The sequence below is a fragment of the Dactylosporangium sp. CA-139066 genome, from assembly GCF_050936175.1.
Taxonomy (GTDB): domain Bacteria; phylum Actinomycetota; class Actinomycetes; order Mycobacteriales; family Micromonosporaceae; genus Dactylosporangium.
The window spans coordinates 1-13432 of sequence record NZ_JBNJNH010000003.1; the positions used below are offsets into that span (position 1 = coordinate 1).

General features: G+C 70.2%; 40 protein-coding genes. 20 read left to right on the top strand and 20 right to left on the bottom strand.

The features are described from left to right. Window positions 1-361 precede the first annotated feature (361 nt). Window positions 362-664, bottom strand: coding sequence for a winged helix-turn-helix domain-containing protein (locus ACQEVU_RS57555; protein ID WP_433339574.1), 303 nt, complete (start codon window positions 662-664; stop codon window positions 362-364). A gap of 291 nt (window positions 665-955) precedes the next feature. On the opposite strand from ACQEVU_RS57555, the gene ACQEVU_RS57560 reads away from it, so the two are divergent. Next, complete coding sequence (locus ACQEVU_RS57560; protein WP_433339575.1) at window positions 956-1225, top strand: hypothetical protein; 270 nt, start codon at window positions 956-958, stop codon at window positions 1223-1225. Then, complete coding sequence (locus tag ACQEVU_RS57565; RefSeq protein WP_433339576.1) at window positions 1222-1521, top strand: hypothetical protein; 300 nt, start codon at window positions 1222-1224, stop codon at window positions 1519-1521. The genes ACQEVU_RS57560 and ACQEVU_RS57565 overlap by 4 nt, the downstream gene beginning before the upstream one ends. 1 nt (window position 1522) lies before the next feature. On the opposite strand, the gene ACQEVU_RS57570 is transcribed toward ACQEVU_RS57565, so the two are convergent. Continuing rightward, a complete protein-coding gene (locus tag ACQEVU_RS57570; RefSeq protein ID WP_433339577.1) occupies window positions 1523-1735 on the bottom strand; it encodes a hypothetical protein in 213 nt (70 codons plus the stop codon). Window positions 1736-1838: 103 nt separating this feature from the next. On the opposite strand from ACQEVU_RS57570, the gene ACQEVU_RS57575 reads away from it, so the two are divergent. Genes ACQEVU_RS57575 through ACQEVU_RS57635 form a run of 13 tightly spaced genes read left to right on the top strand, consistent with a single transcriptional unit; the run spans window position 1839 to window position 5159 of the window. After that, on the top strand, window positions 1839-2084 hold the full coding sequence (locus ACQEVU_RS57575) for a hypothetical protein (protein WP_433339578.1): 246 nt from the start codon (window positions 1839-1841) through the stop codon (window positions 2082-2084). Beyond that, entirely contained in the window at window positions 2084-2299 is a 216-nt protein-coding gene (locus ACQEVU_RS57580; RefSeq protein ID WP_433339579.1) for a hypothetical protein, read from the top strand. The genes ACQEVU_RS57575 and ACQEVU_RS57580 overlap by 1 nt, the downstream gene beginning before the upstream one ends. After that, the gene (locus tag ACQEVU_RS57585) at window positions 2299-2508 is read left to right on the top strand and encodes a hypothetical protein (protein ID WP_433339580.1); all 210 of its coding nucleotides are present in this window, start codon (window positions 2299-2301) and stop codon (window positions 2506-2508) included. Before ACQEVU_RS57580 ends, ACQEVU_RS57585 begins: the two co-directional genes overlap by 1 nt. Before the next feature lie 6 nt (window positions 2509-2514). Next, a complete protein-coding gene (locus tag ACQEVU_RS57590) occupies window positions 2515-2868 on the top strand; it encodes a hypothetical protein (protein ID WP_433339581.1) in 354 nt (117 codons plus the stop codon). Beyond that, window positions 2865-3065: a hypothetical protein gene (locus tag ACQEVU_RS57595; protein ID WP_433339582.1), complete on the top strand. Its 201-nt coding sequence runs from the start codon at window positions 2865-2867 to the stop codon at window positions 3063-3065. The genes ACQEVU_RS57590 and ACQEVU_RS57595 overlap by 4 nt, the downstream gene beginning before the upstream one ends. Beyond that, window positions 3065-3235, top strand: coding sequence for a hypothetical protein (locus tag ACQEVU_RS57600; RefSeq protein ID WP_433339583.1), 171 nt, complete (start codon window positions 3065-3067; stop codon window positions 3233-3235). Before ACQEVU_RS57595 ends, ACQEVU_RS57600 begins: the two co-directional genes overlap by 1 nt. After that, complete coding sequence (locus ACQEVU_RS57605) at window positions 3232-3447, top strand: hypothetical protein (RefSeq protein ID WP_433339584.1); 216 nt, start codon at window positions 3232-3234, stop codon at window positions 3445-3447. Before ACQEVU_RS57600 ends, ACQEVU_RS57605 begins: the two co-directional genes overlap by 4 nt. After that, window positions 3447-3674: a hypothetical protein gene (locus ACQEVU_RS57610; protein ID WP_433339585.1), complete on the top strand. Its 228-nt coding sequence runs from the start codon at window positions 3447-3449 to the stop codon at window positions 3672-3674. The genes ACQEVU_RS57605 and ACQEVU_RS57610 overlap by 1 nt, the downstream gene beginning before the upstream one ends. Then, a complete protein-coding gene (locus tag ACQEVU_RS57615) occupies window positions 3671-3877 on the top strand; it encodes a hypothetical protein (RefSeq protein WP_433339586.1) in 207 nt (68 codons plus the stop codon). Before ACQEVU_RS57610 ends, ACQEVU_RS57615 begins: the two co-directional genes overlap by 4 nt. A 10-nt stretch (window positions 3878-3887) precedes the next feature. Further along, window positions 3888-4247 carry a hypothetical protein gene (locus ACQEVU_RS57620; protein WP_433339587.1) on the top strand — a complete coding sequence of 120 codons (360 nt, stop codon included), beginning with the start codon at window positions 3888-3890 and terminating at the stop codon, window positions 4245-4247. Then, window positions 4244-4408 carry a hypothetical protein gene (locus tag ACQEVU_RS57625; protein ID WP_433339588.1) on the top strand — a complete coding sequence of 55 codons (165 nt, stop codon included), beginning with the start codon at window positions 4244-4246 and terminating at the stop codon, window positions 4406-4408. Before ACQEVU_RS57620 ends, ACQEVU_RS57625 begins: the two co-directional genes overlap by 4 nt. Beyond that, window positions 4405-4605: a hypothetical protein gene (locus ACQEVU_RS57630; RefSeq protein ID WP_433339589.1), complete on the top strand. Its 201-nt coding sequence runs from the start codon at window positions 4405-4407 to the stop codon at window positions 4603-4605. The genes ACQEVU_RS57625 and ACQEVU_RS57630 overlap by 4 nt, the downstream gene beginning before the upstream one ends. Next, entirely contained in the window at window positions 4605-5159 is a 555-nt protein-coding gene (locus tag ACQEVU_RS57635; RefSeq protein ID WP_433339590.1) for a hypothetical protein, read from the top strand. The genes ACQEVU_RS57630 and ACQEVU_RS57635 overlap by 1 nt, the downstream gene beginning before the upstream one ends. On the opposite strand, the gene ACQEVU_RS57640 is transcribed toward ACQEVU_RS57635, so the two are convergent. The 8 genes from ACQEVU_RS57640 to ACQEVU_RS57675 all read right to left on the bottom strand — a co-directional run bounded on the left by ACQEVU_RS57640 (window position 5149) and on the right by ACQEVU_RS57675 (window position 8289). Beyond that, window positions 5149-5676 carry a hypothetical protein gene (locus ACQEVU_RS57640; RefSeq protein WP_433339591.1) on the bottom strand — a complete coding sequence of 176 codons (528 nt, stop codon included), beginning with the start codon at window positions 5674-5676 and terminating at the stop codon, window positions 5149-5151. The two genes, ACQEVU_RS57635 and ACQEVU_RS57640, sit on opposite strands and share 11 nt — an antisense overlap. 53 nt (window positions 5677-5729) lie before the next feature. After that, on the bottom strand, window positions 5730-5930 hold the full coding sequence (locus tag ACQEVU_RS57645; protein ID WP_433339592.1) for a hypothetical protein: 201 nt from the start codon (window positions 5928-5930) through the stop codon (window positions 5730-5732). 76 nt (window positions 5931-6006) lie between these two features. Next, the gene (locus ACQEVU_RS57650) at window positions 6007-6459 is read right to left on the bottom strand and encodes a hypothetical protein (protein WP_433339593.1); all 453 of its coding nucleotides are present in this window, start codon (window positions 6457-6459) and stop codon (window positions 6007-6009) included. 10 nt (window positions 6460-6469) lie between these two features. Then, a complete protein-coding gene (locus ACQEVU_RS57655) occupies window positions 6470-6649 on the bottom strand; it encodes a hypothetical protein (RefSeq protein WP_433339594.1) in 180 nt (59 codons plus the stop codon). A gap of 11 nt (window positions 6650-6660) precedes the next feature. Further along, window positions 6661-7038 (bottom strand): hypothetical protein, encoded by a 378-nt coding sequence (locus ACQEVU_RS57660; protein WP_433339595.1) that lies wholly within the window; start codon window positions 7036-7038, stop codon window positions 6661-6663. 10 nt (window positions 7039-7048) lie between these two features. Next, window positions 7049-7234: a hypothetical protein gene (locus ACQEVU_RS57665; protein ID WP_433339596.1), complete on the bottom strand. Its 186-nt coding sequence runs from the start codon at window positions 7232-7234 to the stop codon at window positions 7049-7051. Between the two features lie 11 nt (window positions 7235-7245). After that, complete coding sequence (locus ACQEVU_RS57670) at window positions 7246-7713, bottom strand: hypothetical protein (RefSeq protein ID WP_433339597.1); 468 nt, start codon at window positions 7711-7713, stop codon at window positions 7246-7248. Between the two features lie 12 nt (window positions 7714-7725). Next, window positions 7726-8289, bottom strand: a complete 564-nt coding sequence (locus tag ACQEVU_RS57675; protein ID WP_433339598.1) for a hypothetical protein — start codon at window positions 8287-8289, stop codon at window positions 7726-7728. A 127-nt stretch (window positions 8290-8416) separates the two neighbouring features. Here ACQEVU_RS57675 and ACQEVU_RS57680 point away from each other — a divergent pair, with 127 nt between their 5' ends. The 5 genes from ACQEVU_RS57680 (at window position 8417) to ACQEVU_RS57700 (ending at window position 10134) form a co-directional block, all read left to right on the top strand. Beyond that, entirely contained in the window at window positions 8417-8701 is a 285-nt protein-coding gene (locus ACQEVU_RS57680) for a hypothetical protein (protein ID WP_433339599.1), read from the top strand. A gap of 92 nt (window positions 8702-8793) precedes the next feature. Beyond that, window positions 8794-9165, top strand: coding sequence for a hypothetical protein (locus ACQEVU_RS57685; RefSeq protein WP_433339600.1), 372 nt, complete (start codon window positions 8794-8796; stop codon window positions 9163-9165). Next, the gene (locus tag ACQEVU_RS57690; RefSeq protein ID WP_433339601.1) at window positions 9165-9482 is read left to right on the top strand and encodes a hypothetical protein; all 318 of its coding nucleotides are present in this window, start codon (window positions 9165-9167) and stop codon (window positions 9480-9482) included. Before ACQEVU_RS57685 ends, ACQEVU_RS57690 begins: the two co-directional genes overlap by 1 nt. Next, on the top strand, window positions 9479-9829 hold the full coding sequence (locus ACQEVU_RS57695) for a hypothetical protein (protein WP_433339602.1): 351 nt from the start codon (window positions 9479-9481) through the stop codon (window positions 9827-9829). The genes ACQEVU_RS57690 and ACQEVU_RS57695 overlap by 4 nt, the downstream gene beginning before the upstream one ends. Continuing rightward, the gene (locus ACQEVU_RS57700) at window positions 9826-10134 is read left to right on the top strand and encodes a hypothetical protein (RefSeq protein ID WP_433339603.1); all 309 of its coding nucleotides are present in this window, start codon (window positions 9826-9828) and stop codon (window positions 10132-10134) included. Before ACQEVU_RS57695 ends, ACQEVU_RS57700 begins: the two co-directional genes overlap by 4 nt. On the opposite strand, the gene ACQEVU_RS57705 is transcribed toward ACQEVU_RS57700, so the two are convergent. From ACQEVU_RS57705 to ACQEVU_RS57750, 10 genes are all read right to left on the bottom strand, one after another. Beyond that, window positions 10131-10316 (bottom strand): hypothetical protein, encoded by a 186-nt coding sequence (locus ACQEVU_RS57705; protein ID WP_433339604.1) that lies wholly within the window; start codon window positions 10314-10316, stop codon window positions 10131-10133. The genes ACQEVU_RS57700 and ACQEVU_RS57705 overlap by 4 nt on opposite strands. Continuing rightward, window positions 10313-10744 carry a DUF6221 family protein gene (locus ACQEVU_RS57710; protein WP_433339605.1) on the bottom strand — a complete coding sequence of 144 codons (432 nt, stop codon included), beginning with the start codon at window positions 10742-10744 and terminating at the stop codon, window positions 10313-10315. The genes ACQEVU_RS57705 and ACQEVU_RS57710 overlap by 4 nt, the downstream gene beginning before the upstream one ends. Continuing rightward, the gene (locus tag ACQEVU_RS57715; RefSeq protein WP_433339606.1) at window positions 10741-10938 is read right to left on the bottom strand and encodes a hypothetical protein; all 198 of its coding nucleotides are present in this window, start codon (window positions 10936-10938) and stop codon (window positions 10741-10743) included. Before ACQEVU_RS57715 ends, ACQEVU_RS57710 begins: the two co-directional genes overlap by 4 nt. Beyond that, a complete protein-coding gene (locus ACQEVU_RS57720) occupies window positions 10931-11182 on the bottom strand; it encodes a hypothetical protein (protein ID WP_433339607.1) in 252 nt (83 codons plus the stop codon). The genes ACQEVU_RS57715 and ACQEVU_RS57720 overlap by 8 nt, the downstream gene beginning before the upstream one ends. After that, window positions 11179-11397, bottom strand: a complete 219-nt coding sequence (locus ACQEVU_RS57725) for a hypothetical protein (protein ID WP_433339608.1) — start codon at window positions 11395-11397, stop codon at window positions 11179-11181. The genes ACQEVU_RS57720 and ACQEVU_RS57725 overlap by 4 nt, the downstream gene beginning before the upstream one ends. Before the next feature lie 46 nt (window positions 11398-11443). Then, window positions 11444-11647 carry a hypothetical protein gene (locus ACQEVU_RS57730; protein WP_433339609.1) on the bottom strand — a complete coding sequence of 68 codons (204 nt, stop codon included), beginning with the start codon at window positions 11645-11647 and terminating at the stop codon, window positions 11444-11446. A gap of 53 nt (window positions 11648-11700) precedes the next feature. Next, window positions 11701-11835, bottom strand: coding sequence for a hypothetical protein (locus ACQEVU_RS57735; RefSeq protein ID WP_433339610.1), 135 nt, complete (start codon window positions 11833-11835; stop codon window positions 11701-11703). After that, entirely contained in the window at window positions 11825-12475 is a 651-nt protein-coding gene (locus tag ACQEVU_RS57740) for an HNH endonuclease signature motif containing protein (RefSeq protein WP_433339789.1), read from the bottom strand. Before ACQEVU_RS57740 ends, ACQEVU_RS57735 begins: the two co-directional genes overlap by 11 nt. 220 nt (window positions 12476-12695) lie before the next feature. After that, window positions 12696-13286: a 3'-5' exonuclease gene (locus ACQEVU_RS57745; RefSeq protein WP_433339611.1), complete on the bottom strand. Its 591-nt coding sequence runs from the start codon at window positions 13284-13286 to the stop codon at window positions 12696-12698. Continuing rightward, window positions 13283-13432, bottom strand: a complete 150-nt coding sequence (locus tag ACQEVU_RS57750; protein ID WP_433339612.1) for a hypothetical protein — start codon at window positions 13430-13432, stop codon at window positions 13283-13285. The genes ACQEVU_RS57745 and ACQEVU_RS57750 overlap by 4 nt, the downstream gene beginning before the upstream one ends.

Genomic DNA, 13432 nt, shown 5'->3' on the forward strand with positions numbered 1-13432 from the left:
TCGTCCGGCGATGCAAACACCAAATAGCGCATCGTGACATCGGCATATTTCCGCAGGTCAGCGTGGCGAGAATGCGAAACGCCCCACCGCGCTCCCCGGGGGTCAGCCAGGTGTTGCGGCGGGGCGCCCCTCAGATCGATCCCGGAGGAAGGACCCGAGCCGCACACCCCCGCGGATGCTCGACGGCACATGAATCACACAGGGGCGTGTCCGCGATTGTGGACCTCAGCCGTACCTGCTTCAACAGGTCAACGGTGCCCGCGCGCCGCTTTGGCGAGTTCTGTCCGATCTATCGATATACACCACGATGATCGGACAGGTAGCGGTCCGCCACAAGTCGGCAGATTCCGGCACCTGCCCGTCAGCGTCCACTGTCGCCGTCCGCCTCGGCGCGCAACCGGTCGGCCTCCGAAACCAGCTCCAACGCCCGCGACCGGCGCGGCTCCGGCGCAACCCGCCCAATCCCGCCGGCCGGGCCGGATACGAGCCCGATCCAGCGCAGCCGCTCCATGGCTCTCGTCACCGTCGACCGTGACACCTCATACATTTCGGCCAGCGCGGACTCCGACGGAACCCTGCCGCCCGGAGGGTAGACGCCGGTCCGGATGTCGCTGAGCACGCCGTTGAAGACGCGCCAGAACGGCGCGTCTGCACTCCTTTGCATATATGGAACTCCCTGCCTCAACAGGCACATCCGACCATGCCCGGCGGCGGTCCGCAAAGAAGGTCGTGCGTTTCGGCGGCAGGTTGATGACCTGCAGGTACTGCACCTGATGAAGCAGGTCGGGTACGGTGATGGGCGCACCCGCCACTCCCTGCCTCAACACCAGGTCGGCGGGCGGCAGCGGCGGGGCGCTTCGGCGCCTTGCCGCCCGAACCGTGTGGCGGTCGTCCAGCACCTCCACCCAGGCCCGGACTGCTGGGCGCCGCCACACCTCACTCTTCGGAGGCGCGTGTGGCCGAGCTGGACCATCCGCTGTGGTGTGTCGATGTCGCCTGCACCGCGGACCGCCCCACGTTCAACGGCCACCCGATCGGCGCGCACCGCTCGAGCGCGCAGCGGGTCGGCCTGACGGAGCTTCGGCTGCGGCAGGCGCCAAACGAGCGGGTGCCGTCGGTGGAGGTCCGCCGCGGCGATGTGGTGCTGGTGCTGCCGATCGGCGAGGCGCAGTCACTGTCGCCGGGGGCGGATGACCTATTTCGTGCGGCCGGGGTTGGGCTGTGACGGCGCCGCGGGAGGTGGGCCGGGCCGAGCTGGAGCACCCCAGCTGGTGTGACGCCGCGAACTGCCCCCTCGAGCTGATGGCGGTGGGTGGCCGGCATCAGTCCCGGGAGATCGCCGTGCATGACGATGACGGGCGCCGGGTGGCGTCGGTGGTGTTGCAGCAGGCGGCGTCTGGCCGGCTGATGGTGGCCGCGTTTTCACGGGCGCAGTCGTGGGCTCCGCACGTGGCCGAGCGCCTCGGGGAGGCGCTGCGGCGGGCGGCCGAGATGGCGAAGGCGGAGCAGCAGACGGGCTGAGCTACTTCATCGGACGGCCGAGGTGCCGGTAGACGGTCTTGCGTTCGACGCCGAGGGTTTCGGCGATGTGTGCGATCGGGATGTCCTGCTCCTTGGCGCGCTTGATGGCGCCGTCGGCTTCGACGTCGAGCTTGGCGCGGGCGGCAGCGATGCGCGCGAGGACGGCCAGCGTCTTGCGCTGGTCGTCGTCCGGGGTGAATGCGGGCCGCGCCATGATCCCACCATAACTGTTCCCATTGACACACTCAATGGCTGCGCATTAATGTTTACATGTATCCGTTAACGCTTGAACTCGAGGAGCAGCGATGAGGAGTGCCATGAATGACACCGAGATCTACACCGCCGACGAGCTCGCCCGCATCGAGGACGACTTCATCCGCCACCTCGTCGACCTGGGCGGCTGGCGCACCGACAAGCCCCAGATGCTGTTCACGGGCGAACGGCAGATCTGGGACCGCTGGCTCGCCGACGGCCGCCTGCAGCGCGCGACAAAGGAACGGGTCAGCGTGGTCGAGCTCACCGCCGCCGGCTGGGCGTGGTGCCGCGAGCACGGGATCGGCTGATGCCCTACGACGAGTACGCCCGCTGGCGCAATTCGCCCGACTGCGGCCACATGACCGGCACCGCCGGGTCGGGCCCGTCGGTGTGCGGGAAGCCGCCGAAGTTCACCGTCGACGCCTCGTGCCCGTTCAACGTCAACGGCCGCGCCTGCGGCACCCACGCCAACAGCGCGAAGCGGCGGCTGTACGCCGTCGCCCCGATCATCGAGGAGTCCTGATGCCCAACCCGATCGACATCATCGCCAACGCGATCCGTGCCGCCGACGGCAACAACACCATGGGCGCCGGCCAGCTCGCCGAGGTCGCGGTCGCCGCAGTCCGCGAGCACATCGCCCAGTACCGCAGCGGCCACCAGGAATCTGGCCTGTACGAGAAGGGCTGGGACGACGCGCTCGTCTGCATCCTGAAGACGCTCGGGCACGGGTGACGCCTGATGGACGAGATCCGTACCGCCGCCCTGTCCGCCGTTGCCGAGGTGCCCGCCGAGTACGAGGGGCAGGGCCGAGTCATCCGTGCGACGAAGATCGTCCGCGACCGGACCGGCTGCCCGCTGCGCGACGCCATCGACGCCGTCAACTGGGCGCTCGACCGGCCGCCTGCCGCGACGCTGCCGGCGCATTCGATCGTCGGCTCGGCGCACGCCGCCTGGTTCAAGGAGGCGCGGCCGGGTCAGTCCCACAATCCGTGGGTGTCGACCCACACCGAGCAGTACCACTCCGACGCCGAGATCGACGACCTGCTCCGCACCGACCGGGCAACCATCCTGCGCGTCGGGGGCGGATCGTGAACGCCGCCGACCTGCCGATCGGCTCCGTAGCGGCCGGCATCGACTGCGTCTTCCTGAAGCGCTCCGACCCGTTCGGCGACCAGCCGTGGTTCGGGACCGTCGACATCACCCGGGTCGACAAGTACAGCGACCAGGACATCGACGACATGCTGCGGCAGGGCGGCATCACCATCCTGCGCGTCGGGGACGGCAACTGATGGCCCGCCACCCGCACCCGGTCGTGACGGTGATCCTGGCGGCGCTTGTCGCTGAGGACGCCAACGTGCAGGTGACCCGCGTCGACACCCGCGGCCTCGACGTCGACCTGACCCTGCGGTCCCGTGACGGGCGCCGCATTGTCGTCAACATCCGCGAGGAGCAGCCGTGAATGACGCCGCGATCCGCCTGCTCCGGTCCAGTCTCGCCAACGCGGACCGGGAGTTTCGTTCCGCCGCCGACACTGCCCGCCGCACCATGGAAGAGGCCGAGCGGCACCCGACCGCGTGGGCGAACGTCGCCTCCCACGCCGTGCTGGCCGCGCACGCCGCCGGCCAGGTTGAGGCCTGCCACGACGCGCTCGTCGCCGCCGGGGAGTTGTGATGGCGAAGATACCCGGCCAGCGCCCGCCGTACCTCGAGGCCCCGTTCCGGCCCGCGCCGCAGCCGGCCGAGGCCGATCCGCCGTCGGCGCAGCTGCTCGACCTGCACCGCCAGGTCGCCGAGGCGATCCGCGAGGACGCGTCGAGCAACGACGTCGTGCAGCTCGTCGACGACTTCTTCGTCGAGCACGGGCTGCCGACCGTCCTGTACGGCGAGGTGCCGTCGTGACCGCCCCGACGCTCGAGACCGTTGCCGGCGCCGACCTCCACGAGGGCGACCGGATCGTTCTGGCTGTGACCGGGGAGCACACGATCGCCCGGCTGGACCGCTACCTGCGGACCGTCGGTGATGGGATGCGGCACGCCCACTGCACGGACGGCACCTGCTGCACCGTGCTCGACCACCACGACTACCGCCGCGTCGCGGCCTGAGGAGACGAGCATGATCGGTAAAAGTGGAAGCTACTGGGCGACCGGAATCAGCGTCACCTACGACGCGTACCGCAAGACCTGGGGCGCCGGACTCGACTTCCTCGACGACGGGTTCGCCGACGACGACACCGACTCGGGCCGAATCTCGACCGAGGGGAGGCTGCACACCCGCTACGGCGTCAAGGACGGCCAGCGGACGGACGCCCTCACCGCCGCCATCGACGTGCTCCTCGCCGACGCGGCACGGCTCGGCATCGAGTTCCAGGACCACAACCTGTACTACGACGACCGTTCCGAGGTCTTCCCGGAGCCTGCCGACTGGAAGCGTCTGCACGACGAGCAGATCGAGCGGTTGGGATGGTCGGCGTGAAGCCCGAGGACATGACGACGAGCCCGTGGGGTCGCGGCACCTGCCGGGTCTGCGGGCGGGAGTTCAACCTGCGCAAGGACGGGAAGGTCCGAGCCCACCGCAGCGCCGAGACCTGGCTCAACTGCGATGGTGTCGGCGACTGGCCGAAGGAGACGCCGTGAGCGACCTGCCACCGTTCGAGACGGTCCGCAGCGAGGCGTACAAGCTGCTCGGCGATGCCCAGGACGTGCTGCGCTTCGGCGCCGGCGACGTCCGCGACCACCCGACCGGTCACCGCGCCGAGGCGCTGGCCCGGGCCCGGCAGCACATCGCTGCGGCGAAGGAAGCGCTGAACGACGCGGTGGCGTGGTGGCCGTGATGCACACCGTCTCCGGTACCGGCCACCGCCCGGCGACCAGCCGTGACCCGGACGGGCTGACGCCGGCGCAGCTGCCGTGGGTGCAGGCGAAGGCCCGCGCCGGGCTGGAGTGGCTGGCCGCCGAGCACGGCACCGAAGAGGTGTGGTCGGGGATGGCGCTCGGCTGGGACCTGATCCTCGCCGCGGCGGCTGTCGACCTGGGGCTGACGTTGCGGGCGCACGTGCCGTACCAGTCGCAGCCGGACCGCTGGGAGGCGGAGGATCAGGCGGAGTGGAGCCGGCTGGTCACGCTGGCCGCGTCGGTGCACCTGTACGGCCGCAATCCCGCCTTCAAGCGTGAGGCTGTCGCGCTGCTGCGTGCCCGCAACGACGGGCTGCTCAAGGCGGACGGGCTGCTGGCCTGCTGGAACGCGGCCAAGCGGTCCGGGGGCACGTTCTCGGCGGTGAAGAAGGCGGCGAGGCGTGGCCTGCCGGTCGTGCATCTGGACCCGGCCCGCCAGGTCGTGCACGGGCCGGGCTGCTCGTGCATTGAGGGGCTGCGGTCTACGGCTTGACGTAGCCGCCCTTCAAGCACCAGGTGACGAACTGCGTGAGCACTGTCGACGCCTCAAGGGTGGTGGTGAGCTCGGCCTCCTTACCCTTGTTCTTGATGGCGTTGTCGGCCTTCGTGACCATCTGCGTGCCGAAGGCCTGCGCCTCGGGGATGCTCGACTTCTGCGCCTTCACCCCGATCGCCCGAACCGCATCCTGTTCGGTGAACTCGGCCGCCCGGTTGTACAGCGCCTGAGCCTCCGCGCACGCCTCGCGGGTGATGTCGTCGCCAGCGAGCGACGGGCTCGGCGAAGGTGACGGTGACGTGGGCGCGGGTGAAGCCGCAGCCGGTGCGGTGGCCGCAGACGGCGCCGCCTGACCGGCTTGCGCCGGTCCGTTGCCCGAGCGGAGCGCGAAGCCGATGCCGACCGCGCCTGCGACGAGCAGCACCGCAACGGTGATCGCCGCGACGAGGGGCGTCCGGTTTCGGCGGGGCTTACCACCGCCGAACTGGTTCAGGTAGATCGGCTGGTCGTCCATCGGGGCACGTTACTGCGGGTGGCTTCCGGAATGGGTTGAGCCGATCGGACGGTTCAGCCGGCCGCAGGGACCTCGCGCAGGTCGCCCAGGTCGACACCGGCTGCGTCCGCCGCGACGGTGAGCGCTGTGAGGCTGGGTAGGTTCCGGCAGGAGTCCGGCCCGACGAGCCGGTACCACTTCGTCGCTCCGACGCCACCGACGTCGACACGCCACGTCCCGTCGCTGGTCTGCATCGACCCCGCCCACGCGCTCATGATCCGACGCTAGAGCGCCCGCCGACCTGCGGTAAGGCCGACGGGCGAATCACAGCGGTGTAGTTATCCACACGGGTTATCCACAGGCGTCGAGCCGGTCTTCCACCGCCTGGGCGAGAATCGCGAACGTGTCGTCGCCGAGCCCATCGTCCCGGGCCGCCAGCTGCAGCAGGCCGTCGCCGGTGATCGGGCGGCCGGACGTGGCAAGTTCCGACACGGCCGCCTCGTGTGCCTTGACGCCGGCGATGGTGCGCCCAGTGGCGGCGAGCGTCTCCAGCCACAGGCCGCGCAGGTCCCGGGCCGGTACCGCCCGCGGCCCGGGCTCGCCGCCGACGTGGACGAGGACCGCGGTGCCGGCGTCGTCGCGGTGCCACGAGACGACGTAGAAGGCGCCCTGCCGGCGGCGGACGATCCGGTACGGGCCGGCGTCGATGACGGTCGCCCGCTTCGGCGGAACGACCCGCCACGGGTCGCCGGCCGCGTAGTAGAGGGCTGCGCCGGGCTGGATGCGGCTATCGGTAGGGCGCACGGGGGTCTCCTCAGGCGTCGGGGGTGGCGATGGTGTAGCCGGCGTCAAGGCGCTCGGCGACCTGCCAGCCGTAGACGGTGACGGTCCGGCCGGCGGGGCTGACCAGCTGGACGGGGCGGCCCTGTTCGGCGGCGGCGAGCACGCGGGCGCGTTCGTCGGCGGTCATCTCGTCGAGCTCGGGCAGGTTCACTTGGGCCTCCTTCAGCCGCTGGTGCGGAGGTAGAAGCGGGCGGCGCGGGCGACGCAGCCGTAGAGGGTGTCGGTGCGGGCGATGGTCCGGCCGGTGTGGTGGACGGCGATCCAGTGGTCGCCGTCAGGGCGCCCGGTGCAGACCGGCTCTGCGTCGGGGATCAGCGCCCACCGGCCGGGCTCGACCTCGACGTGCCGTTCGCGGGTCAGCGCCCAGCCGCCGGCGGTCGCGGTGAGGATGAGGCCGTCGTCGTGGCCGTCGCGGAAGACGTGTCGGACGCCGTCGCAGGCGTGGTAGAGCACGACGTCTCCGGGCTCGTCGAGCACCGAGTTGCGGCGCACGTACGGGTCGCAGGTGTCGTGGCCGCAGAGCGCGGTGGTCGGCTGCATGGCGTTCTCCTCAGCGGTCGCAGCGGTGCATGTCGGCCACCTGTTGGGCCAGCTCCCGGGTGGGGCCGAACGCGCGGGCGGGCGAGTAGCGGTCGACGCCTTCCAGGCAGGTGTCGCACCGCCAGGCCCAGCCCCAGCCCCACGTAGTCGGCAGGAAGACGCGGGTGCGGGGCTGGTCGAGGATGGTGCGGCGCATGGCGTTCTCCTTCAGGCGGAGGTGCGCGGGTAGATGGCGTAGGTGTCGTCGGCGTAGCGGACGCCGATCGTGGTCAGGGTGCGGTCGACGCGGTGCACGGCGATCGGGCGGCCGGTCCGCGGGTGGGCGACGGTCGCGCCGACCGCGACTTCGGGCGCGTGCTCGGTGCGGGCCGCGGGCCGGGTGAAGTCGACGCCGCCGGGCCGGAAGCCGGTGCAGCTGACGTGGGTGTAGTCGCCGGTCCAGGTGAGGATGTGCCCGGCGAGGATGTGCAGGACCGCGTCGGGTTCGCCGAGCGCGCCGTGGGGGTTGGCAACGGCGACGGCGATGCAGCCGCCGTGGGTGATGCAGGCGGCGATGTCCTCGACGAGGACGACGTCCGGCAGCTGGACTCGGGTGTGGTTGCGGAGGGTGTCGTCGAGCTGGAGCAGGTCGCACGTGCGGAGCCGGTCGGCGGTGTTGGTGACGGTGCGGCGCATGGCTTGGCTCCTTCAGGCTGCGGTGATGGCGACGATGGCGGCGAGGCGCTCGGCCCGGTCGTGCTGCTCCTGCTGGGCGGCGACGGCCTCCTTGTACGCGCGCCGGCCCCAGTCGTTGACCTCGGCGCCGTCGGGCCGGAACGGGTGGCCGGTGAGGGTGACGAAGCCGCGACGGGCCATCGCCTGCAGGGAGCGCAGGTCGGCGGCGGCGTGGCCACGGCCGCGGCGGATGTGGCCGGTGGTCTCGAGCGCCTCGCCGATGACGATGACCTCGGCGGGGCTCATGAACGTCTGGGTGCCCTTGGCGGCGGGGGCGAGGCGCTGGGTCGGGATGGCGGGTGCGGCCGGGGTGGGCTCGGGCGCGGTGTGCTCGGCGATGAGGGCCTCGATCGCGGCGATCGCGTGGGTCTCGAAGGTGTGCAACTGCGAGGCGATGAGCTGGCCGTTGCGGCGGGCCTGGACCTTGTAGCCGGCGCCGTTGACGTAGAAGGCGCGGATCTCGACGTCGCCCGCGACCTGGACCAGGCCGGCGGCCGGGATGGTGGCGATCGGGGCGGCGGTGCTCGTCTGCGTCATGCCCTAAACAATAGGGGGCCCTGTTGTTTGAGCGCAAGGCTCAGGCACTAGATCCCTCTATTGTTCATCCGTTCGGCTACCTCGCTACTCATTCACACGGAGCAACAGGGGGTACTACTGTGGTCGCATGACACCGAGTAGAACGCGACTACCCCCGCCCGCGTCCATTGATGACGTCATCGCATGGCTCGACGCTATGCCCGCAGTTCAGCGCGAGCGAGTGGCAAGAGTGCTGGTAGAGCCGCAATCCGTCAAGCTGATCGGCCTTGTCCGCGCCCGCGCCGTTCAGGAGATGACCAAGGCGCCGGGCGCGTCGTGGGCGACGGTCGCGGCGACCCTCGGCGTGAGTGAGGCGACGGTCAACCGGCTGGTAACGATGGCTCGCAAGGCGGGCGCAGAACCGAAGGAGTGAACTAGGTCCCCCTGTTGCCTTGGGCGCTTGACTTGAGCAATAGGGGGACCTATTGTCAGTGGTGTCACGAGTTGAGCCACTGAGGAGCCACAATGGCGAGCAACTGGAAGACCATCAAGGCCGAAACCGCCCCCGACGGCGCCTACGTCGAACTGCGCCGCTTCGACTCCGGCAAGGGCCGCACCAAGTTCCAGTCCTGGAAGATCTACCGCGACGGCCGCGACGCCGGGTACGCCTCCATCCAGCAGGACGCCGACGCCAACTACCGGCGCGTCCTCGCCGGCTTCGAGCGCAACCCGTCGACCGGCAGCTACGAGGCCCGCCCGCGGACCATCGTCGACACCTGCCCCGTCTGCGGCTTCGACCTGAAGGACGACGGCTACCCCGAGGTCCACCAGGCCGACCCCGACGGCGAGCACTGCACCTTCACGCTCATCCTCAATGAGACGGACGAGGACGCCTGATGACCGAGCGTAGCCTCATCGACCTGATCAAGTCCTACGGTCAGGCAAAGTACGACCAGGGCGGCGCCCTCCACTCCGGCGCCAGCGAGGCCGTGGTCCTCAGCTACGCCAACACGGCTCAGGACCTGCTCGACGAGATCGGCCGGCAGCACGCCGACGAGGCGCGGCGCACTCCGTCCGTTGAGCCGGTCGTCTTCGCGTGGGCGCTCGAAGACCTGACCAAGCTGCGCGCCGCACTCGACGCGCGCATGCCGTACAACGACGAGGTGGGTCCGCTCCTCGACCGCATCGAGGCGGCATTGGGGGCCGCGCGATGACGCCCCACCAGCTCGAAGTCATCCTCGACGCCTACGCCTCAGGCGAGGGGTCACTGTGGCTGAAGCGCTCCGACGTCATCGACCGGATGGAGGCGGCGGGGTACCTCGACGGCTACCACGTCACGCCGGCTGGCGCCGAGGCTGCGGGCGTCCCGTGGGCCGACTTCCTCGACCGGCTTCACGGCGACGCCCTCATCGACGCGGCCGACCTTTACCCGGCCCACGAGGAAGTCGAGCGGCTGCGCCTCCAGTTCAACCGGCTGCCGAGCAGCGTCAGCCCGGTCATCGTCGACACCATGCGCCGGCGGCTCGACATCATCGAGGCAGCGTTGCGAGCCGCGACATGACCAACGAAACGCCCGCCCCGCGTGCCATCGGGGCGGGCGAGCTGGTCACCAAGGCCGACCTCAAGCCGGGTCGGGTCATCGAACGCTGGACCGACACCACCCCGACCGCCATCCGGGTGCCGATGCCCTGCCACGAACGCCAGCACGTCACCGCCACCCGCGACACGGTCAGCGCGGTCGCGGTGTGCCGGGCCTGCTCGCAGACGTACGAGATGGTCCTGGAGCCCGACTTTGACGGCGGGCACTTCGCCATCCTGACCGTCGCGCACGTGCCGCACCTGATCTCGCGACAGGCAAGGGCTTAGCGCTCTTCGTCAACCTGGCCGGGGCGATACCGCCCCACGTACACCGCCCACGGCCCGAAGCTGAATAGCCGCCGGAAGGTGCCCATGTGCCGGCCGGCGGCGTCCACCCACCGCATCAACTCGCGGGCGTCACGGGCACGGCCGGGGCCGGACAGCGACCAGTGCACGGGCCACGGCTTCACGGGCGCCACGCCTCATCGAAAGCCGGGTGCGCGTCCCACGCGAGCGCCAGCAGCGGCAGCACCCAGTCCTCGTACTCGGCGACCTGGATGCTGGCCGCTGGCCGCGAGTAGGCCGGGTCGTTCTGTCGCGCGATGGCGTCCTGGTAGCGCGCCAGAATTCGCTGCTTCGCCTCGACGTCGCGCAGCACGCGGGCCGGGTCGTGGCGGGCGATGTGCTCGGCAACGTCTTGGCGGCCGACGATGAACGTCGTCTGCGCGTCCTCGCTCTCGATTGCGTAGCCGTCGTCGCCGCCCTCGAGGTACGTGGTCCAGCGCGCGGTCTTGTGATGGCTGCCGCCTCGCAGGTTGGCGTGTCGAGCGGCGGTCCGCGCAACCGCCTCGTCCTCGGCGAGCCGCGCTTTGATGAACGCCACGATCTCCTTGATCACGTCGTCTCCTCTGAGATCTGCGCGGCGAGCGCCACGATCAGCGCCCGCTCGTCCCCGTCGAGTTTCGCGACCGCCGCGCGCCGTAGTACGTCGGCCCGCTCCGGGCGGACGCGGCACAGGCCGACGAGCCCGGTCGCGGCGCCGGCCAGCTCGCCGGTCACCTCCTGCTCGGCCCACGACAGACGCTCAGTCACGGTCCAACCCCCGTTCCCGCAACTGCTGCCGCGCCTCGCCGAGCACGTCCGCCGGCACCCGGGCAAGCAGCTTGCACGCCTCGCACCAGTCGTAGCAGTCGACGCCGGGCTGCGGGTGACAGCCGCCGTCGCGGTACTCGTGCTCGTTGTCGGCGAACGCGACCAGGTCCACGAGGAGAGGCCGGAAAGCGCCGCGCTCCTCGAAGTGCAGCAGCGCGGCGACGATCCGCTGGTCGTCGGTCATCGCCCGTACTCGTCCATCGGGTTGACAACCGGCGCCGTCCGCAGATACTCCAGAAGCTCCTGCAGGGCCTCGTGCGCGGCGGCCTCGTGGGTCTCGTACGCCTCCAGGAGCCCGCGCGGCACCTCCCAATACGCCTCGGCCGCGCCCGTCACCTCGGTCACGTACGTCGTCAGTGCCGTGTCCTCGACGACCTTCACCTTCGCCACGTCGCTCACCGGTACTCCTCGTCGTCAGCCCAGCGGTCCTCGTAGCGCTCGTCGTTCACGCCTCATCGCCTCCCTTGTCGGCATCGTCCGGGTGCCGCTCGTCACGGATCTGGTACTTCGCCTGCGACGCCAGCTCGCCGCCGAGGATGGACGTCCACTCGCCCCACGTCAGGTCGTGTCCGCGGAGGAACTCGACGCACAGCATCCCGAACTCGGCGCGGGCCTGCTGGACGAGCATCGTGCGCTCATGCAGCCTCACGGCGCATCACCGCACGTCGGGCACGGCCCGGTCGGCGACGCACCGATGTAGTGTCACTCGTCCACGCAGCCTCCTGCCGGCGTCAGCAGCACCTGACGGGCGCGGGCGTACTTCTGCCGCAGCCGGGCGGCGGTCGCGTCGTCGAGCAGCGCCAGCCGCTCCTCGTCGCTGTTGGTCTCAGGCCGCACGGGTCCGCCTCCTACTCGCGTTGTACGCATCCTTGTTGCTCTCGTACCAGCGTCGAACCTTTGCGCGCTTGCAGGTCTTGCAGGCTCGCTGGCCGGAGACCGGATTGACGTAGAGGTTGTCGCCGTCCATCGGATGCCCCTGCGGACATACCGGCTTTCGAATTCGATCGTGAGCGCGCCGCTTGTTCTCGGCGGGCGTCACCGCCTCGAGATGCGCCGGATTGACGCACCGACGATGGAGGCAGTCGCGGTTGCCGGGGCAGTCTGGGTCCGCATTGTGACAAGTGTGGTCAACCTGGTAGCCGTCCGGGACGGGCCCGTGAACCGACTCGTACGCCACGACGTGCGCTTGCCGCACCTTCTTGCGAGTCGTGATTGTCCCGTATCGGTAGTAACTGAGCGTGCCCGTCCAGTGCCAGCACTGGACGGGGTCAAGGTCTGCGTCCAGACGCGCCCAGAACCTGTCAGCAATCGGGGTTGCGGGTCGGCCGACTGTGGTTGGGACCGGAAGCCGTTCGTCCTTGACTCCGTCAACCGTGACGGTTGGAACGTTCAATAGCTCAACGATGTCAGCCATCGTGAGTTCTCGCAGTTCTCGACCATGCCAGCGCGTATCGCGGATCTGGGCCTGGAAGAACACCAACGAGTCAGCCTCCGCAGCGACCCGAGCGGAAACGGAATAGAGGCCTGTTCGGATATCCCGTGTGATAGCGAGGCCACGCCTCCTTGCGAGGCGTCTGGTGGCCTGCGGCATCACGACGACGCCTCGGCGACGTGCTCGAAGTACGGCCGTCCGGCCTTGTCGACCTGGCCATCGTGCGCGGCGTAGGCGAGCTCGCGGGCGTCGGCGACGGTGCGGATCATGCGGCCACCGCCGGGCCGCGCAGCGCCAGCACGGCGTCGAAGAGGTCCCGGACCGCGCGGGCATCCCCCAGGGCAGTGTGGCGATCCGCTTCGGGCAGCACTACCCCGAACGCGCCCAGCAGTCGGTCGAGCTTCCACGGCGGTTTCCAGCCGAACGCGCCGGCAGCGTACGACTCCATCTCGAGGAGGTGGTAGTCGCAGGCGAGGGCCTGGCCGTTGGCGCGGAGGAACGCGGCGATGAAGTCCCGGTCGAACGCCACGTTCGCGGCGGCGAGCGTGGCGCCGTCGAGCATCGCCGCGATGTCCAGAGCGATGTCCTCGACGAGCACGCGCACCGGGCTCTCGCCGGTGGGATGGGCGAGTTCGAAGGCGCCTCCCACCGGGAGATCACTGACGCGGTATGCCCGCTCGTAGTAGCGCCCGATCTTCAGCGCCATCGGGTCGGCGGTCGTCAGGTCGGGCCGCACCTGCCACGCGTACTCGGCGTCGGGCTTGCCGTCCTCGCGGACGATCAGCGCCAGCTCCCACAGGCCGTGCCGGTCGGGCTGAACGCCGGTGGTCTCGCAGTCTGCAAAGATCAGCTTCACTCTTTCTCCTCAAGGTTGCGTTGCAGATGGCAGCGCCCGTCGCGGTCGCACGGCGCCGAGTTGCCCGCCTCGATCGCGGCCCGCATGTGGTTGAACTCGTGCAGGTCGCCGCGGGCGTGGGCGCGCCGGCCGAGCCACACGAGCAC

Coding starts and splice junctions, on each gene's coding strand:
- ACQEVU_RS57720 (WP_433339607.1), bottom strand. CDS start 11,182: ATGACCGACGACCAGCGGATCGTCGCCGCGCTGCTGCACTTCGAGGAG.
- ACQEVU_RS57700 (WP_433339603.1), top strand. CDS start 9,826: ATGACCAACGAAACGCCCGCCCCGCGTGCCATCGGGGCGGGCGAGCTG.
- ACQEVU_RS57660 (WP_433339595.1), bottom strand. CDS start 7,038: ATGCAGCCGACCACCGCGCTCTGCGGCCACGACACCTGCGACCCGTAC.
- ACQEVU_RS57695 (WP_433339602.1), top strand. CDS start 9,479: ATGACGCCCCACCAGCTCGAAGTCATCCTCGACGCCTACGCCTCAGGC.
- ACQEVU_RS57620 (WP_433339587.1), top strand. CDS start 3,888: ATGATCGGTAAAAGTGGAAGCTACTGGGCGACCGGAATCAGCGTCACC.
- ACQEVU_RS57690 (WP_433339601.1), top strand. CDS start 9,165: ATGACCGAGCGTAGCCTCATCGACCTGATCAAGTCCTACGGTCAGGCA.
- ACQEVU_RS57585 (WP_433339580.1), top strand. CDS start 2,299: ATGCCCAACCCGATCGACATCATCGCCAACGCGATCCGTGCCGCCGAC.
- ACQEVU_RS57635 (WP_433339590.1), top strand. CDS start 4,605: ATGCACACCGTCTCCGGTACCGGCCACCGCCCGGCGACCAGCCGTGAC.
- ACQEVU_RS57600 (WP_433339583.1), top strand. CDS start 3,065: ATGGCCCGCCACCCGCACCCGGTCGTGACGGTGATCCTGGCGGCGCTT.
- ACQEVU_RS57575 (WP_433339578.1), top strand. CDS start 1,839: ATGAATGACACCGAGATCTACACCGCCGACGAGCTCGCCCGCATCGAG.
- ACQEVU_RS57645 (WP_433339592.1), bottom strand. CDS start 5,930: ATGAGCGCGTGGGCGGGGTCGATGCAGACCAGCGACGGGACGTGGCGT.
- ACQEVU_RS57610 (WP_433339585.1), top strand. CDS start 3,447: ATGGCGAAGATACCCGGCCAGCGCCCGCCGTACCTCGAGGCCCCGTTC.
- ACQEVU_RS57665 (WP_433339596.1), bottom strand. CDS start 7,234: ATGCGCCGCACCATCCTCGACCAGCCCCGCACCCGCGTCTTCCTGCCG.
- ACQEVU_RS57570 (WP_433339577.1), bottom strand. CDS start 1,735: ATGGCGCGGCCCGCATTCACCCCGGACGACGACCAGCGCAAGACGCTG.
- ACQEVU_RS57580 (WP_433339579.1), top strand. CDS start 2,084: ATGCCCTACGACGAGTACGCCCGCTGGCGCAATTCGCCCGACTGCGGC.
- ACQEVU_RS57640 (WP_433339591.1), bottom strand. CDS start 5,676: ATGGACGACCAGCCGATCTACCTGAACCAGTTCGGCGGTGGTAAGCCC.
- ACQEVU_RS57685 (WP_433339600.1), top strand. CDS start 8,794: ATGGCGAGCAACTGGAAGACCATCAAGGCCGAAACCGCCCCCGACGGC.
- ACQEVU_RS57590 (WP_433339581.1), top strand. CDS start 2,515: ATGGACGAGATCCGTACCGCCGCCCTGTCCGCCGTTGCCGAGGTGCCC.
- ACQEVU_RS57670 (WP_433339597.1), bottom strand. CDS start 7,713: ATGCGCCGCACCGTCACCAACACCGCCGACCGGCTCCGCACGTGCGAC.
- ACQEVU_RS57675 (WP_433339598.1), bottom strand. CDS start 8,289: ATGACGCAGACGAGCACCGCCGCCCCGATCGCCACCATCCCGGCCGCC.
- ACQEVU_RS57555 (WP_433339574.1), bottom strand. CDS start 664: ATGCAAAGGAGTGCAGACGCGCCGTTCTGGCGCGTCTTCAACGGCGTG.
- ACQEVU_RS57680 (WP_433339599.1), top strand. CDS start 8,417: ATGACACCGAGTAGAACGCGACTACCCCCGCCCGCGTCCATTGATGAC.